Source organism: Sphingomonas carotinifaciens, from assembly GCF_009789535.1.
GTDB classification, from domain to species: Bacteria; Pseudomonadota; Alphaproteobacteria; order Sphingomonadales; family Sphingomonadaceae; genus Sphingomonas; species Sphingomonas carotinifaciens.
This window is the reverse complement of record NZ_WSUT01000005.1, coordinates 896,451-912,762: the sequence shown is the minus strand read 5'-3', so window position 1 is coordinate 912,762 and position 16,312 is coordinate 896,451. Positions and strand designations below refer to the sequence as shown.

Here is a 16,312-nt window from a genome sequence, read left to right as displayed (position 1 = left end):
CTCCCTGAACTACGGGGCAGCCCCTTGTCGGCTGCCCCGCCTTTTCCCGGCTCAGTTCGCCGAGAAGCGCATCAGCTTGATCGCCTGGGAATCGCTCACGCATCCGCCGACCCGCTTGGTCGCGTAAAAGGTCACGAACGGCTTGTTCGTGTACGGATCGCGCAGGATCGCGGTTTCGGATCGTTCCGCCACCAGATAGCCCGCCCGGAAATTGCCGAACGCGATCGCCGGGGCATCGGCGGCGATGTCGGGCATGTCCTCGGCTTCCACCACCGGATAGCCCAGCAGCGTCGCCGGCTGACCCGCGACCAGCCCGGGCGCCCACAGAAAGCGGCCGTCCAGCGTCTTCAGCTTGCGGATGCGCGCCACCGTCGCCGCGTTCATCACGAAGCACGCCCCCTGCCGGTACGGCGCACGCAGCATCTGCACCAGATCGATCAGGCGCTCGCCCGCATCCGCCCCGAAATTGCCCGCCGTGCCGCTGGCCAGATATTGCAGCGTCCCGAACGGCCGCGCCGCATCGCCCGTCGCCGCGATCGGCGCGCGCAGGAAGCCGCGCGGCCGGTTTACCCCGTCGCCGTCCACGAACGCCGCCCCCTCGGCGCGCGCGAACTCCGCGGCGATCTCGCTCGCCAGCCAGTCCTCCACGTCGAAGGCGGCATCGTCCAGCATCGCCTGGCTGGCCGACGGATTGGCGAACAGTTCGCCCATCGGCGGTGCGATCTCGGCAAAGACGGGCGTGCCCGTCTCCGGCCGCGCTTGCGTCTCGCCCGCCCAGCCGGACGGCGTGCCGCCCGTCGTCACCAGCTTGCGATACCCGGCCGACCCCACCTTCACCACATTGGCGATGCCCCGGATCGGCGAGGCGCTTTTCAGCACCGCATCGATCGTCGCATCGATCTCGCGCGGCACGGCATAGCCGCCCGCATCGCCGGTCGTGCCGGTGAACGCCTTCAGTTCCACCGTCGCCCCCGTCCGCACGAAGCCGGCAAAGGCGCCGTCCCGCTTGGCGCTCGCCCCGTCCAGCACCGGCCGTTCGATCACGTCCATCATTCCACTCCCCCACAAGAAACTTCGCAAATCCGCGCCAGCGGCTGCATCGGCACCGCGACCACGCTCACCTCGACCAGGGTCGCCGCCAGGATCGCGCGCCGCGCGCCCTGCATCACCTGCCCGGGCCGGTATCCCACCGACAGTCCCGCCACCGTCCCGCTGCGCACCAGCGGCGCCAGCGCCGGATCGTCGATCCGCCCCCAGGCCCACAGCCCGGTCGCATCCTCGCGCAGCCCGTCGATCCGCCCGACCGCGTGGCCCCGGTGCTGCCACAGCAAGGGCACCGGCCCCGCCCCGGCAAAGGCGCCGCGCCGCATCACGTCGCCCGCGCGGTCCACCCGGTCCCACACCGCCGCATAGCCCGCGAACGCCAGCGTCATGCCAGCCCCACCAGATGCCGCTTCTCCTCCGCGCTCAGGAAATCGGCCGCCGACACGCTCGCCCACAGCGCCTGCCGCTCCTCGGCCAGCGCGGTCACACGGTTCAGGTCGACCGCCAGCGCGGCATCCGCGAACCATCCCGCCAACCCTTGCGACAGGCCGGACAGGATCGCCGTCGCCAGCGGCAGCACCGCCAGGCGGAACAGCGCGCGATTGGCCTCCCGGTAATTGGCATAGGCATTGTCGCCGGGCAGCCCGAGCAGCATCGGCGGCACGCCAAAGGCCAGCGCGATCTCGCGCGCCGCCGCCGCCTTGCAGCCGACGAAATCCATGTCGGCGGGCGACAGGCTCATCGCCTGCCATTTCAGCCCGCCCTCCAGCAGCATCGGCCGCCCGGCATTGCCCGCCCCGGCAAAGCCGTCCATCTCGGCGCGCAACCGCTCGAACTGCTCCGCGCTCAGCACCGATCCGTCACCCGGATCATAGACCAGCGCACCCGACGGCCGCGCCGCATTGTCCAGCAGCGCCCGGTTCCAGGCGGCGGCCGCATTGTGGATGCCGATCGCGCCCGCCGCCGCGCCCAGACAGCCCAGCCCGTAATGATCGTCCAGCGGATGGAACGCCTTCAGGTGGATGACATGCGGCCGCACCGGGTCCGCCCCCAGCCGGTGGCTGCGCGTCCCCACGCGGTAGGTGTACGCCGCCGGCCATCCGCCCGCATCCGCCTCCACGCTCACCCGCTCGGGCCGGAGCGCATAGAGTTCCGCCGCATTGCCCTCGCCGTCGCGCAGGATCTGCACATAGGCATTGCCATGCAGCAGCATCTGCGCCGCCACCGTCTCTAGCAGCGACTGTCCCGCACTGCGCGCCTGGATCAATGTCAGCAGCGCCGGATCGCCCGCGACCAGCGGCACATCCGCCACCCCGCCCGCGACCAGCTTCACCGCCCGCTGCGCCACCGCATTGCGCGCATAGCCCTCGCGCACCTGCGTTTCATAGGACGGCGCCCCGCCCCCCGTGATCGGCACCCCCGACCGCGCCCACCCCTGCCCCAGCAAAGGCCGCGCAGCTCCGTCCGCCTGCCGGCGCCTGAATATCCGCATGTGTATCTCCTTTCTCTCCCTCGCCACTCCGGGGAGCATCAGGTGAACAGCGCCCCGCGCTGTTCAGCCCATGCCGGGGGCATGGGCGACCTGATGCTGGAGGGGCCCCGCGGCGCAAGCCGTGGGGAGGGTGAGGGGCCGCCCCAAACGCCACCCCTGCTTGGCACCCCCTCACCCTCCCATCGCTTCGCGACGGGCCCCTCCCTCTCCCCGCAGGGGAGAGGGCGTTACGCTCAAACCACCCGCACCCCGGGCATGCCCCCACGCCCGCGCAGCATCACCTCGGTCATCGCCCACACCATCGCGTCCGCCCGGTCCGGCGAGCGTCCCGGCCCGGCATAGCCCCCCGCCGCCAGCAGCCCGCAGAGTTCATCCTCCAGCGCATCCAGCGCCCCGACATGAAACGCCCGCCCCGCCTCGAACAGCGCCGCCACCGGCTCCGCCCGTGCCGCCTTGCCGTGGCGGGCATGGACCAGCTTCACCGGCAGCGTCGCCTCGCAGGCGCGCAGCACGCTTTCCACCATCGCGCCGCCCTGGTTCGCCTCCGCCACCACCCGGTCCGCGCCCACCCGCTCCGCGCACGCCGCCACCGCCCGTGCCCAGCCATCGGGCGAGGCACCGACAACGCTCGCATCCGCCAGCACATAGCCGTGTCCGTCCCGCCCCAGCCCGACCGCGACGATCCCGCACGCATCGCCGCCGATTCCGGCCGGCGGATCGACGCCGACCACCACGCGCACCAGCTCCGGCGCCACCGCCACCCGCTGCCGATCGAGCAGCGCCCGGCTCCACAGCGCGCCCTCCACCTCCTCGACCATCTCGCCGTCCAGCTCCTGCCGGCCCAGCCGCGTGCCGGCGTAGGACGCCTCCATCATCGCCCGGTAACTGTCCGGCAGATACGGATTGTCCCGCGTCGTGCCGTGCGTCTCGACCAATTGCGGCAAGGCCATCACCCGGCGCATCAGCACGGTCGGCCGCGGCGTCGTCGTCACCACCAGCCGCGGCCGCTCGCCCAGCCGCATGCCCATCACCAGATTGTCCCACGCCACGTCGCCGCTCCGCCACTTGCCCAGTTCGTCGCACCACGCCGCATGATGCTGCGGCCCGCGCAGCCCCTCGGGCGCTTCCGCCGAATAGCCATAGGCGACCGCCCCGCTGGCAAAGTGCACCGCCTGTTCGCTGCGCTTCCACACCGCGCCATCGGCACTGCGCGCACAGGCCAGCAGGCCGCTTTCGCCGCCGATCATCACCCGCTCCACATCCGCCATGGTGCCGCCGACCAGCGCGATCCGCGCCTCCGGGTCGCCCCGCGCCACCTGCACCACCCATTCCGCACCCGCCCGCGTCTTGCCGAAACCGCGCCCGGCGCGCATCAGCCACACCGCCCAGTCGTCATGCGGCGGCAACTGCCCCGGCTCCGCCCACACCGCGAAGTCGCGCAGCACCGCGGCACGATGTTCGGGCGGCAGCGTCAGGATCTCGCGCCACCGCTCGCCCACGGGCAGCGCCGCCACCGCCCGCACCCAGTCCTGCCCCCGGCTCATGCACGCCCGCCTGCCTGCGCCCGTTCCACGCGCCGGGCGATCGCATCGATCCGCTTGAGCAGCATCACGTCATGCTCATGCTGCGACGGCGGCGCCGCCCCTTTGCGCCCGGCACCGGCACCGGCACCGACCCCGGCACCGCCCCGCCCGTCGCGCAGCTTCAGCACCTGCATCGCCAGCACCGGGTCGAAATCCGGCAGCGCGCTCCCCTCGCTGCCGCCCTCGCCGATCTCTTCCGGATTGTGGTCGCTCGTCATCTGGCCCAGCGCGCGCGCCACCAGCTCCTGTTCCAACTGGTCATAGCCAAAGGCGAGTGCTTCACCGCACAGGCGCGCAAACTCCCCGTCGCGCCGCTTCAGCGCGTACAGCGTCGACTTGGCCACCCCCGCCGCCTTCAACGCGCTGGTCTGGTTGCACGTCGCCGACAGCACATCCAGGAAGCGTTTGCGCTTCGCCTTCGTCCAGCCCGTCCTGCCCCCCTTGGGGCCTGCGCGTCGCAACAGCGTGCCGTCCCTCCGCGCGATCAGCTCGTCCATCTCCCGCCCCCCTCATCGCCCCGCCTCGATGTTCCCCTTATGTACTCAACATCCATGGGGAAGTATCCAACAAACGAACCGCAACGGTGAAAAACAGAGCCAGCGAAACTTACCTATGATATTTCCCCGCCCGGTCGGGCGGCTAGGCAGCGGATCATCGCCAACGGGCAGAACAGGGGCACATGCACAACCAGGGGGAGGTCGTCGCATCCAGCGTTCTCGACCGGTTCGAACGGTTCACGAATGTCGACGACCATTATGTCGCGCTGATGGGCTGGCCGCGCTCGGCGCTGATCGGCCGGTCGATGCTCGACCTGACGCATCCCGACGACCGCACCGGCAACCGCACGCTGCTGGACCGGCTCTACGACCGCAACGAGGCGTTTCGCATCACCAAGCGCTATCGCCGGCCCGACAACAGCTATGTTCGCGTCCAGGTGCATGTCGCGATGGCGCCGGACGGGCTTGGCGGGCGCCAGTTGATCGGCACCGCCCACCGCGTCGCGCCGTCACCACCCGTGTTCGCGGACAGCCGGGCGATCGCCGGGCGCGCGATCGGCATGTTGCTGGCGGGGCGGATGGCGCTCGGCGCGCCCTATTTCTCCGGCGCCCCGGCGGAGATCCTGCTGCTGCTCTTTCATCGGGGCCACCGGCCGCTCACCCCTGCCCGGATCGCCGAGCGGCTGGATTACACGCCCGTCGTCACGCTGCGCTGGCTGCGGGCGCTGGCCGATGCCGGGCTGGTCCATCCCGCCGCCGGCAACGACGATCCGGTCCGCCTGACCCTATGGGCGGAGGCGACGTTGACCACCATCCTCGCCGCGCCCACCGAGCCGCTGACGCCGGCCTGAGCGTTCTTCACCGCCGGGCGTTCGACAGCGCCAGCGTCAGCGAAACCCCCGTCGAAAACGCCGCCGCCCCCGACGACAGGCCGCCACTGGCATAGGCGGTCAACCGGAACCGGTTGCCGATCGGTGCGGAGGCGCCGCCGACGATCTCGTGCGCCGGCCGGATGAACCGGCTGGTCCGCTCGGCATAGTCATAGGACAGCAGGAAGATGCCCTGCCCCGGCAGCGCCACCGACGCACCGACCGAGGTCGCGATGCCGTCGCGGATCGTCCAGCCGGTGGGGTCGCCGAACACGCGGTAGTTGATCCGTGCGACCGGCGTCACTGCGCCCATCGTTCGCGCCACCTCCACGCCAAAGGCATAATCGGTCTTGCCCGTCGACAACTGGGTCGAATCCGCGGCCGTGGGCAGCTTCACCCTTGCCGACAGGTCGATGTCCAGCCCCGCCGCGTCCTGCGCCGCCGCCAGCCAGGATGCACCCAGCGTCAGGTCGCCCAGGCCCTGCCGCCGCGGCCGCGTCATCGGGATCGACGGTCCCACCACCAGCGGCGTCCCGTTGATCCCGGTAAAGATCGTCGACTGGCTGCGGATGCGCATCCAGGGCAGCGTGGCATCGATGCGCAGCGGCCCCAGCCGCTGGCGGACATTGAGCAGCACGGCGGAGATGGTGTTGCCCGTCGTGCCCCCGAACCGCCCGTCCCAGGTCGCCGCGCCCAGCGTGATCTCGGTCCCCGCCGCCGGGCGCAGGGTCTCCGGCATCGGCCGCACCTGCGGCTCCATCCCCCCGCCATCGTCCGCCTCCGGCACCGCGGGATAGGGCAGGACCTCTTGTGCCGCCGCCGGCGCTGCGTACAGCGACGCGGCGGCCAGCAGCACGCCGATCCGCATTTCAGCGCAGCCTGAGCGTGCGGATCGCATCCAGCGCTTCCTTTTCACGGCCATCCGGCCCGGTTGCCGCGCGGTTCGCGTCATGGCTGCTATCCTCCCCTGATGGCCGGTCGCTCTCCTGCACGGGCAGGGTCGATCGCACCGCCGCGACCGTCATCGGCCGCCTGTTGTCCACCACCGCCGGCGTCGCGGCGGCCACCGCCACCGCCACCGGCGCCACCGCCTCGATTGCCGGCGCCGCGGCCTGCGCGGCCAGCGCACGCCGCGCGCGGGCACGCGCCCGCCACGCCTTCACCCGCGCCCGCCACCGCCGCACCGCCGCCGGATCGGCTCGCGCAACCCGCACCGGCGCCTCCGCCACCGGCGCAGGCGACACCACCGCCGGGATCGGCACGGGCACCACCGGTGCCGCCACCACCGCCACCGGCGCGCGCGCCACCGGTGCCGGCGAAGGCCGCCCGGTGGAAATCACCGTCACCGCCAGCGCCCCGGCGCAGATCGCGATCCGCACGCCCCAGTGGATACGCCGCCGCTGCACGGCGCTGCGCAGTCTTTCCCATTCGCGGCGCGACGGGACCGCCCCGTCCGCATCGTACATCGATCGAATCAGTGCATAGATGACCCGGTCGTCATCCTGCTGAAGACTGGCGCTCATGCCCCATCATCGCACCGCCGCCCGCGCGACGCGGCACCACCTTCGGGATAGCAACGAAATCGCCGGATTCAGGCCTTCAACGCCCAGCGCAGCACCGCGCCCATCCCCATCGTGCCCGCACGCACCATCGGCCGACCGGGCCCCACCGGCATCCGCCCGTGCAACCGCGCCGCCCAGGGCGGCAGCAGGTCGGCGCCCGCCCCCATCATCATCGCGTTCATCGGTGCCAGCGACGGATGGGGAGAAGGCTGGTTGAGCAGGAACTTCGCCACCGTCCGCGTCCGCGCATCGACGCGCAGCTCAGGCCGGATCGCCGCCAGGAACGCGGCGACGCCCGCCCGGTCCTCCGGCACGTCCTCGGCGCCCAGCGCGCGCGCCAGCATCGCCATCTCGCACAGATACTGGTCCTGCCGCGCCGCCGGAAAGGCCGGATCGCGATAGGTCAGGTATCCGCGCAGAAACGAATCGACCTCCGCGACATGCACGAAGGTCAGCAGCCGGGGATCGCTCGCCCGGTACGCCGTCCCGTCGGGCAGCGTGCCCGCGACATGCTCGTGCACCCGCCGCACCCGCGCGATCGCGCTCTCGGCCGCCGCGGTCGATCCGAAGGTGGTGACCGAGATGAACTGCGCGGTGCGCTTCAGCCGCCCGCCCATGTTGCCGCGAAAGTCGGAATGATCCCACACGCCTGCCAGCGCCGCGGGGTGCAGCATCTGCACCAGCAGCGAGCAGATGCCCCCCACCATCATCGCGGTAAAGTCGCCGTGCACCGTCCAGGTCGCCGATCCCGGCCCGAACAGCCCCGGATCCCCCGGCGGCCGCGACAGGTCCACCGAGCCCGAACCCACAAGACCGCGCACCTGGTCGCGAATGGCAAGGCGTATCGACACGCCCCCGATATAGGAAGCGCGTGGGCGCTTCAGTAGGCTCGGGCCTTCGCCGCCTCCCAGGCATCGCATTCTTTGTCAAAGCGTTGCGCAATCACCAGGTCGAAGGCACGCTCGCGTGCCAGATCGACCTCCACCGATCCCGCCCATTCATAGGTCGCGTTGCCCGACAGCGTCACCATGCCGTCCGCCGCCGCCTCCGCGCGCACCAGCCCGCCCTTGTTGAACACCACCGTTTCCCGGTCCCAGCCGATCCGCCCCGTCAGGCACGCCGCATAGGTCGACGCCGCCATCGCGCTGCCGCAACTGTCGGTCAGGCCGACGCCGCGCTCGAACGTCCGCACGAACAGCGCGTCGCCCCGCACCTCCACGAACGAGACGTTCGCCCGGTTGGGCAGCCAGTCCGGCGCCGCCTCGCACGCGTGCCCCACCGCGACCAGCTCCGCCTCGTCCACCGCCTCCACGAACGTCACCAGATGCGGATTGGGCATGCTCACCGCGGTGAACGCCCGCGTGCTCGGCAGCATCGGCACGGGCGCGTCCACCACCCGCTCCATCCCGACCGCCATCGGCCACGCCGCCACGTCCAGCCCCGCCGGCCCCGCCCGCTCGCGCACCGTATACACCCCCGGCGCCAGCGCGCTCACCCGCTCGGCCTCCGCACGCGAGGTCTTCAGCCGCACCGTCGCCGCCGCGATCCCCAGCGCCTCGAACCCCGCCCGCGCGACGCAGCGCACCCCGTTCAGGCACGTCTCCGCCTCGCTGCCGTCCGAATTGCGCATCACCATGCCGAACGCCGCGTGCGCATCCCCCGCCACCAGCAGCAGCAGCCCGTCGCCCCCCACCGGCCCCGCCCGGTCCGCCAGCGCCCGCGCCACGCCCGCCCATTCACCGTCGGACAGCATGATGTCGCGCGCATCGATCATCGGGAAATCATTGCCCGATCCGTGGCATTTGGTGATCGCGAAACGCATGGGGCATGATCCTCGGGGCAGCGGCAGTCCGCCGCCGTTACGCCACGCCCGCCCGCGGCGCCAGAGCGTGCGTCCGGTCGCGGGACTTGCCAGAACGTCGCCTCTGTAGGACAGCTTGGCCCCCAAGGTTCCGGGGAGAGGGCATGATTACCGCAATCCGCGAGGTTCGCCGCGCGAAGGGTCTGACGCTGGACGAGGTCGCGCGCGCCTGCCTGCCGCCGACCACCGCGCAGACGATCGGCCGGCTGGAGATGGGCACCCGCACCGTCTCGGTCGACTGGCTGAACCGCATCGCCGCCGCGCTCGGCGTCACCGCCGCCGATCTGGTGTCGCTGCCGGTGCGCGAAACGCTGCCGGTCGCCGCCCTGCTGGGCCCGCGCGGCGCGGTCGCCCCCCGCCGCCCGCTCGCCGTCTCGCCGCCCTGCCCGACGGGCGGCATGGTCGCGGTCACCGTCTCGGCCAGCATCGGCGACTACCGCGCCGGCGACGAGCTGTGGTGCGAACCGCTGGGGCCGGACCGCTTCGCCGAGGCGCTGAACCGCGACATCCTGCTGCCCCAGCCCGCCGGCCGCTTTCTCTTCGCCCGCCTCCTCGGCACCGGCCCCGACACGCTCGCCGTCCTGCCCCCCGACCGCATCGGCGGCCCCCGCATCCTCCCCCACCCCGTCTGGATCGCCCGCGTCTGCCGCCTGGTCCGCACGCTATGATCGCCCGCCTCACCCTCCTCACCGCCGCCGCTGCGCTCCTCCAGACCGCCCCGCAGCCCCAACCCGCGCCCGCGCAACTCCCCGTCGTTCGGCCCGAAATCGTCCGCAGCTACCCGCACGACACCGGCGCCTTCACCGAAGGGCTGCTGTTCGACGGCGGTCGCCTCTATGAAAGCACCGGCCGCGAGGGGCAGAGCGTCATCCGCCAGGTCGATCTCGCCACCGGCCGCACCCTGCGCGAGGCGAAGGTGCCGGCCGGCCTGTTCGGTGAAGGCATCGTCGCGTGGAAGCGCCAGTTGTTCAGCGTCACCTGGCATGGCGGCCGTGGCTTTCGCTGGTCGCTGCCCGACCTGAAGGCCGCGGGCGAGTGGCGCTATACCGGCGAAGGCTGGGCGATGACCGATGACGGCCGCCACATCATCCTGTCGGACGGCACGCCTGCGTTGCGCTTCCTCGATCCCGCCACCATGCGCGTCGCCCGCACGCTCAATGTCACCGCCAATGGCCGCCCGCTCAAGAACCTGAACGAGCTGGAATATATCGACGGGGAAATCTGGGCCAATGTCTGGATGACCCGCTTCATCGTCCGCATCGATCCCACCACCGGCAAGGTGAAGGGCGCGCTCGACCTGGCCGAACTGGTCGCAAAAGCGGGCACGACCGATCCGGACGCGGTGGCGAACGGCATCGCCTATGACCGTCAGGCCAGGCGCATCTACGTCACCGGCAAGAACTGGCCCCAGTTGTTTGAGATAAAGCTGCCCGCGAAATAGGGCGGATGGTGGGCGCTGACGGGTTCGAACCGCCGACCTACTCGGTGTAAACGAGCCGCTCTACCAGCTGAGCTAAGCGCCCCCGTCGGGGATGGTGCGTCATACCGCCATTTATGCCCGTGGCAAGACGGGATCGATCACGCCCTCAATGCGCCAGTCCACCTATCCCGCTCGCCTCCACCGCCGCTTCCAGGGCCGACACCTCGGCATCGGTCAGTTCTGCAAAGAAAATGTCCCGTTTCTGCCGCGACAGCCTGCCTTCATTCTGGTTGCAGAACTGTATGAACAGGGAAACCAGCCGATCCGGCATATCGGCGACTTGGGCGATCAGCCGCTTGGCCTCGTCGAAGCGGTGCAGATACGCCAGTTCGGCAGGCAGGGAAAACCGCACGGTCTGTTCGATGCGATCCAGCAGATACTCCGCCTGGCGTGTCGCATCGAAATATCGGTAGAGATAAGCGGTATCGTTGGTCACCCTGACATTGCCGTCCTGATCCGGCTCCCATTCGATGCCCTGCAACGTGGGCACCGAATAATCTTCCAGCGCGGCGCGATATCCCAGCAGATCCTGCAGGATCGCCGCCGAAACGGGAAGAACGACCCCGTCGGGATTGAACTTCATGTCGACCAGCGCCTTCTGGATCAGGAAACGGTGCAACCGGCCATTTCCATCTGTAAATGGATGGATGAAGACGAATCCGAACCCGATGATCGCCGCGGTCAGTACCGGATCGTATCGCCTGCTCTTCAACAAGGCATAGGCCTGGAACAGCCCGTCCAACAGCGACGGCACATCGTCCGGTCTGGCCGATATGTGATCGGGTATCGGTTGGGTGAAATCGTCGTGACGACCGACGAATCCATGTTCCGTGCGCAGGCCATAGGTCACGAACCGCTGCTTCGGATCGAGAAGCGAGCGATGTAGGCCGTTCAGCGTATCGAGATTCAGGTCTATACCCCCGGCCTCCGCGATCAGGCGTCCCCATCGCTCCAACCGGTTCCGCGGCGGCGTTTCGCCTTCGATGCCGAAGGAGCCTTTGCTTTCGTTGAGCAGCATGAACCCGACGGCCCGGCGCAGGACGGCCGGATCCGCGCCTGCGACGATCGCCTTGGCCTCCGCCACCAGTTGCTCGACCCTGCCGATCGCCAGCCGTTCGGTCCGGCGGATCAGCGGGCAAAAGCCGCGTTCACCTGTCAGATTATTATCCACCTTGTGTCGGCTCGACCGTGTCGGGCGCCGTCCGATGTACATATTGGGATCGAGCAGCGGCACATATTGCGCGCCATAGGGCTCTTCGATCAACAATCGGTGTCCGGTCATCCATTCGTAGAGAAACCAGGCGCGACGCGTGTAGAGTCCTGCCCGATTGGCATCGATATACGCGCCCAGTTCCGCGCGAACATCCCGCCTGAACAAGCGATCGATGACCCGCAGGTCGACGCCCTCATGCTTCAGTGCCACACCCAGATGCTCGATCGGCGCATCGGGAACGCGCAGCCGCGCGCTACGCGGCAGCAGCACCCATTCGACGCCTTCGCGCATGATCGTCGTCTTTTGGCCGACCGCTGCGATCGCGGTCAGCTGCCGGGGCGGCGGGCACTCCAGTTGATAGGCATCGATCAGTGCGGAATAGCCGAGAAGCTGTGCGCCCAATGGACGTCCGGGTAGATCGGCCCCCAATATTCCCTCCAAACGACCCGGCGGAACGCAAAAACGATCAAATCACGCCCGGAAAAGTCAGAACCCATGAAATCCTACAGGATTCACTGGAAAGAGGAACGGAAAAGTCCGATCAGGCCGATCACACCGGTAAAACTCGAAACGCCCCCGGAAATCTCTGCTGGAAACCGTTCAGCCCGGAAAACCCGAAACGTTCCGATACCTGCGGCAGAGAACACCGCTTCAACCAGACGGTTTTCGCGTGTGGATCGTCCGCCTGCCCGACCCCGTCGCCACCAGCACCACCACCGCCAGCCCGGTCAGCGCCAGCAGCATCCGGCGCCACCATCCGGTGCCGCGCACGCCGTGCAGCGACGCCGCGACGCCTTCCCCGGTGCCGCCCCCGTCCGAGCGCGCCACCGCCGCCAGCGCGCCGCCGGTATCGTCGGCCACCTTCACCTGCCGTGCGGTCCCCGCCGCGATCGTCACCAGCCAGTCGGGCGAGCGGCGGGTCGGCCATGCCACGCGCGCCACCGTGCCGCTGGTCAGCGCCAGCGCATGGGCCTCGACGATGCGCAATGGCTGTGCCGGGTGTGCCAGCGGCGCCGCGCCGCCATCCGCCGCGGCCCCGCGCCACAGCAGCGGCAGGCCGCTCGCCGCCATCGCCAAAACCGGTAGCGCCGCCGCCAGCCCCAGCCAGCGATGCCAGGCCCAACCGTCGCTGCCGCGAAAGACCGCCACGCCCCACAGCGCCAGCCCCGACAGGGCCAGCCCGATCAATGCCAGCCCGGCCGCCGCGACCAGCCCGCGCCCGACCCACGGCACCGCCAGCGCGGCATGCACCCGCCGCACCCACGCCTCGGCACCGTGCGTCGCGTCGGCCACCGACACACCCGCCCCGCGCGCGGTACAGGCAAAGAGGCGATCCGCCCCGTCCGCGCCGCGCGTCGTGAAGCGCAGCACGCCCGCACCGTGCTCCATCGCGACGATCCGCCGATCCGGCGCGGCGCCGGCATGCAGCGCCGTCACACAGGCATCCGGGTCGATCGCCCCCGTCGCGGCGAAGCGCGTCGGATAGGCCACCCGCTCCACGGCCGGCCACACCGCCAGCAGCGTACCGCTCAGCGCCACCGGCACGATCAGCACCGCCAGCAGCCAGCCGATCCACCCCGCGCCCCCGCCCCGGTGCAACCGCCGCGCGACGCCGGGCCGCGGCACCGCAGGCGCGGCGCGTGCCGGCGCACGCGGCCTGCCGGTTCGGTCTCCCCCAATCCGATCCCCCGTTCGGCCCTTTCCGGCCGCGCGCCCCGGTGCCGTCAATCGTCCCACTCCCGCTGCATCGCCTCGGGCGGGGGGAACACCGCCCCCTCCCGCCGGCCATGCTCCGTCTCCAGATCATAGGCACGACCTTCGGCGCGAAGCTGCTCCAGCACCGCAGCCCCCGCCGTATCCGCCTTCGCACAGGGTGCCACCGCGATCGCCGCCGCCAATCGGGGCAGCGCGCGCCTGATCCGCTCCAGATGCTCCCTCTCATGCGCCTCCAGGCTGGCGGCATAGCGCTGCCACGCCTGCGCCAGTGCAGGCGGGGGATCGGGCTCGTCCAGATAGGGCAGGCGCATCGTTGCCGAAAAGCGGATCGTGATCGCCTGCGGCCGGCACGTCGCGTCGCGGGCCGGCCCCGCCGCCTTCCATGTCCAATGAACGCGGCCATGCGTATACGCCTCGACCAGTGTGCCGTCATTCTCGTCGCGTACCCGTGCCGCGTCCAGCGCGGCGCGCACCGCCGCCACGTCGCGCCCGCGCACGGGATAGCGGTCCATCCGCACTCCGTCGAAGACGATCCGCGCATCCGGCGGCCCGGTCGCCGGCCCCAGCAGCAGCGCGCTCAGCCACAGCGCATGCATGTCAGGCCACGGCGCCCGTCAGCATCAGCCAGCTGCGCAGCGCACTCGCCAGGTTCGGCGGGTCCGCCTCGGTGATCCGCCGCGCATCGATCGCCGCGACCAGCGCCGACAGCGGCAATCCGCGGGCCGCCGCCGCCGCGTCCAGCCTGTCCCAGAAGATTGGTTCCAGGCTGATCGACGTCTGGTGCCCGGCGATGGTGATCGACCGTTTCACCGGCCCGCGAAAGCCGCCGGGCGGCGCGTCGATCATCGCGTCACGGCGTGTCGAACAGCGCGGCGAGCTGCTCGATGATCGTGCCGCCAAGCTGCTCGGCATCCATGATCGTCACCGCGCGCGCATAATAGCGCGTCACGTCGTGCCCGATGCCGATCGCGATCAGCTCGACCGGGCTCTTGGTCTCGATCCAGCCGATCACCTGGCGCAGATGCCGCTCCAGATAACTGCCGGAATTGACCGACAGCGTCGAATCGTCGACCGGCGCCCCGTCGGAGATCACCATCAGGATGCGCCGCTCCTCGGGCCGCGCGATCAGCCGGCTATGCGCCCAGACCAGCGCCTCGCCGTCGATATTCTCCTTCAACAACCCTTCGCGCATCATCAGGCCGAGGTTGGTGCGTGCGCGCCGCCACGGGTCATCCGCCTTTTTGTAGACGATGTGGCGCACGTCGTTCAGCCGGCCGGGCTGCGGCGGGCGCCCGGCGGCCAGCCACGCCTCGCGGCTCTGCCCGCCCTTCCAGGCGCGGGTGGTAAAGCCCAGTATCTCGGTCTTCACCCCGCACCGCTCCAGCGTGCGCGCCAAGATGTCCGCGCTGATCGCGGCGATGCCGATCGGCCGCCCGCGCATCGAACCCGAATTGTCGATCAGCAGCGTCACCACCGTGTCGCGGAAATCGGTGTCGCGCTCGATCTTGTACGACAGCGACTGGGTGGGATTGACCACGACGCGCGCCAGCCGCGCCGCGTCCAGCATCCCCTCGTCCTGGTCGAAATCCCAGGACCGGGACTGCTGCGCCATCAACCGGCGCTGCAAGCGATTGGCCAGCTTCGATACCGCCGATTGCAGATGCGCCAGTTGCTGGTCCAGATAGCCGCGCAGCCGCGCCAGCTCGTCCGCGTCGCACAGGTCGGTGGCGGCGACCACCTCGTCGAACTGCGTCGTCCATGGCTTGTAGTCGAATTGCGGGGTCAGGTCGGGCTGCGGCCGGTTCGGGCGCACGGGCTGCATGCCCTCCTCGCCGTCATCCTGGCCTTCGCCTTCCATGTCGTCGGGCGAGTCCTGCCGCTGCTGCTCGCCTTCGCCGTCGTCGCTGTCGGACTCCCGCTGCTCGCCGCGCGCGTCCACCTGCCCTTCGCCCTGGCCGTCCTGCTCGTCCTCGCTGTCGTCGCCCTCCTCGTCGGCGGGCTCGTTCTCGCCCTCCTCGTCGTCGCCGCCATCGTCCGCATCCTCCGGCTCCACCGGCGCCTCGGTCAGCTCCAGATCGGCCAGCATCCGCGCGGCCAGCGTCTGGAACGCGCGCTGATCGTCGATCGCCAGCGCCAGCGCGTCCAGGTCGGTGCGCGCATCCACCCATTCGCGCACCAGCGCCAGCGCGGGCGCCGCCGCCGCCGGGCTCTCCAGCCCCGTCAGCCGCTCGCGCACCATCAGCGCCAGTGCGGTGGACAGCGGCACCTCCGCCTCGCTGCGCGCCCGCGTGATCGGGTCGGAACGCAGCCGCATCTCCAGCGCGGTGGTCAGGTTCTCGGTGATCCCGGCATAGCCGCGGCTGCCCAGCGCCTCGACCCGTGCCCCCTCCACCGCATCATACACCGCCCGCGCCACCGCCTCCCCCGGCGCCCCACGCAAATGCAACGCGGTATCATGATACCTGATTTTCAGCGCGAACTGGTCCGCAAACCCCCGCGCCTCCGCCACCTGCTCGGGCGGCAGGGCCCGCGCCGGCATCGGCACCTTCAGATGCTTGCCCGACTGCGCCGGCGCATCCGCGGTAAAGGCCAGTTCCACCTCCGGCTGCTCCGCGATCGCACGCGCGGTCCCGGCCAGCACGGCCTTGAACCGGTCGAGGGGGGTTTCGTTGGCCATCAGCTTTCCAGGGCAAGTTCGGCTGCGGCACGAACCAGCGGTACTTCGATCCGTGCCAGATCGAAGATTACGTTGCGCGCGACATCGCGATATTCATGACGCAAGCGGTTGCCGAACGCACGCATCTTCGCCACCGGCACGTCCGGCCCCAGATACCCCGCTTCGTCCGAAGGTATTTGAATGGCAGCTTCGGTGATGCGCTGAAGCAGACGCTCGACCGCGAAGATCGTACGCTCGTCCGCAACGAGGTTCATGCCGTCGATGAACGTCGCGATGCGATCGGCATCCTCGATCATGTCGTGCAGCCGCGACCTGGTT

At 70.3% G+C, this 16,312-nt stretch carries 18 protein-coding genes and 1 tRNA gene; 3 read left to right on the top strand and 16 right to left on the bottom strand.

The window, feature by feature from the left end:
• Positions 1 to 51: 51 nt before the first annotated feature.
• From GQR91_RS06270 to GQR91_RS06250, 5 genes are all read right to left on the bottom strand, one after another.
• Positions 52 to 1,050 carry a phage major capsid protein gene (locus GQR91_RS06270; RefSeq protein WP_149682837.1) on the bottom strand — a complete coding sequence of 333 codons (999 nt, stop codon included), beginning with the start codon at positions 1,048 to 1,050 and terminating at the stop codon, positions 52 to 54.
• Positions 1,050 to 1,433, bottom strand: coding sequence for an HK97 family phage prohead protease (locus GQR91_RS06265; RefSeq protein ID WP_174236647.1), 384 nt, complete (start codon positions 1,431 to 1,433; stop codon positions 1,050 to 1,052). Before GQR91_RS06265 ends, GQR91_RS06270 begins: the two co-directional genes overlap by 1 nt.
• Entirely contained in the window at positions 1,430 to 2,536 is a 1,107-nt protein-coding gene (locus tag GQR91_RS06260) for a phage portal protein (RefSeq protein WP_149682790.1), read from the bottom strand. The genes GQR91_RS06265 and GQR91_RS06260 overlap by 4 nt, the downstream gene beginning before the upstream one ends.
• A gap of 233 nt (positions 2,537 to 2,769) precedes the next feature.
• Positions 2,770 to 4,080, bottom strand: a complete 1,311-nt coding sequence (locus GQR91_RS06255; RefSeq protein ID WP_149682789.1) for a DNA-packaging protein — start codon at positions 4,078 to 4,080, stop codon at positions 2,770 to 2,772.
• Positions 4,077 to 4,616, bottom strand: coding sequence for a hypothetical protein (locus tag GQR91_RS06250; protein ID WP_149682788.1), 540 nt, complete (start codon positions 4,614 to 4,616; stop codon positions 4,077 to 4,079). The genes GQR91_RS06255 and GQR91_RS06250 overlap by 4 nt, the downstream gene beginning before the upstream one ends.
• A gap of 182 nt (positions 4,617 to 4,798) precedes the next feature.
• Here GQR91_RS06250 and GQR91_RS06245 point away from each other — a divergent pair, with 182 nt between their 5' ends.
• Complete coding sequence (locus GQR91_RS06245; RefSeq protein WP_149682787.1) at positions 4,799 to 5,467, top strand: PAS domain-containing protein; 669 nt, start codon at positions 4,799 to 4,801, stop codon at positions 5,465 to 5,467.
• A gap of 7 nt (positions 5,468 to 5,474) precedes the next feature.
• On the opposite strand, the gene GQR91_RS06240 is transcribed toward GQR91_RS06245, so the two are convergent.
• The 4 genes from GQR91_RS06240 to dapF all read right to left on the bottom strand — a co-directional run bounded on the left by GQR91_RS06240 (position 5,475) and on the right by dapF (position 8,869).
• Positions 5,475 to 6,383, bottom strand: a complete 909-nt coding sequence (locus GQR91_RS06240) for a transporter (protein WP_160146807.1) — start codon at positions 6,381 to 6,383, stop codon at positions 5,475 to 5,477.
• A complete protein-coding gene (locus GQR91_RS19100) occupies positions 6,355 to 7,008 on the bottom strand; it encodes a hypothetical protein (protein WP_162527078.1) in 654 nt (217 codons plus the stop codon). Before GQR91_RS19100 ends, GQR91_RS06240 begins: the two co-directional genes overlap by 29 nt.
• A gap of 68 nt (positions 7,009 to 7,076) precedes the next feature.
• Positions 7,077 to 7,898, bottom strand: a complete 822-nt coding sequence (locus GQR91_RS06235) for an oxygenase MpaB family protein (protein WP_235904074.1) — start codon at positions 7,896 to 7,898, stop codon at positions 7,077 to 7,079.
• A 29-nt stretch (positions 7,899 to 7,927) separates the two neighbouring features.
• Entirely contained in the window at positions 7,928 to 8,869 is a 942-nt protein-coding gene (gene dapF / locus GQR91_RS06230) for a diaminopimelate epimerase (RefSeq protein ID WP_149682783.1), read from the bottom strand.
• Positions 8,870 to 9,012: 143 nt separating this feature from the next.
• Between dapF and GQR91_RS06225 the strand changes: the two genes are divergently transcribed.
• The gene (locus GQR91_RS06225; RefSeq protein WP_149682782.1) at positions 9,013 to 9,576 is read left to right on the top strand and encodes a helix-turn-helix domain-containing protein; all 564 of its coding nucleotides are present in this window, start codon (positions 9,013 to 9,015) and stop codon (positions 9,574 to 9,576) included.
• A complete protein-coding gene (locus tag GQR91_RS06220) occupies positions 9,573 to 10,349 on the top strand; it encodes a glutaminyl-peptide cyclotransferase (protein ID WP_112383814.1) in 777 nt (258 codons plus the stop codon). Before GQR91_RS06225 ends, GQR91_RS06220 begins: the two co-directional genes overlap by 4 nt.
• Positions 10,350 to 10,355: 6 nt before the next feature.
• Here the strand turns inward: GQR91_RS06220 and GQR91_RS06215 are convergent.
• From GQR91_RS06215 to GQR91_RS06185, 7 genes are all read right to left on the bottom strand, one after another.
• A tRNA-Val gene (locus GQR91_RS06215) sits at positions 10,356 to 10,431 on the bottom strand.
• A gap of 63 nt (positions 10,432 to 10,494) precedes the next feature.
• Positions 10,495 to 12,030, bottom strand: a complete 1,536-nt coding sequence (locus GQR91_RS06210) for a Fic family protein (RefSeq protein WP_149682781.1) — start codon at positions 12,028 to 12,030, stop codon at positions 10,495 to 10,497.
• Between the two features lie 222 nt (positions 12,031 to 12,252).
• On the bottom strand, positions 12,253 to 13,227 hold the full coding sequence (locus GQR91_RS06205; RefSeq protein ID WP_160146806.1) for a PepSY-associated TM helix domain-containing protein: 975 nt from the start codon (positions 13,225 to 13,227) through the stop codon (positions 12,253 to 12,255).
• A 98-nt stretch (positions 13,228 to 13,325) separates the two neighbouring features.
• Entirely contained in the window at positions 13,326 to 13,913 is a 588-nt protein-coding gene (locus GQR91_RS06200; RefSeq protein ID WP_149682779.1) for a DUF922 domain-containing protein, read from the bottom strand.
• A gap of 1 nt (position 13,914) precedes the next feature.
• Entirely contained in the window at positions 13,915 to 14,163 is a 249-nt protein-coding gene (locus tag GQR91_RS06195; RefSeq protein WP_149682778.1) for a ribbon-helix-helix domain-containing protein, read from the bottom strand.
• Positions 14,164 to 14,167: 4 nt separating this feature from the next.
• On the bottom strand, positions 14,168 to 15,994 hold the full coding sequence (gene cobT / locus GQR91_RS06190; RefSeq protein WP_149682777.1) for a cobaltochelatase subunit CobT: 1,827 nt from the start codon (positions 15,992 to 15,994) through the stop codon (positions 14,168 to 14,170).
• Positions 15,994 to 16,290 (bottom strand): HepT-like ribonuclease domain-containing protein, encoded by a 297-nt coding sequence (locus GQR91_RS06185; protein WP_160146805.1) that lies wholly within the window; start codon positions 16,288 to 16,290, stop codon positions 15,994 to 15,996. The genes cobT and GQR91_RS06185 overlap by 1 nt, the downstream gene beginning before the upstream one ends.
• Positions 16,291 to 16,312 lie beyond the last annotated feature (22 nt).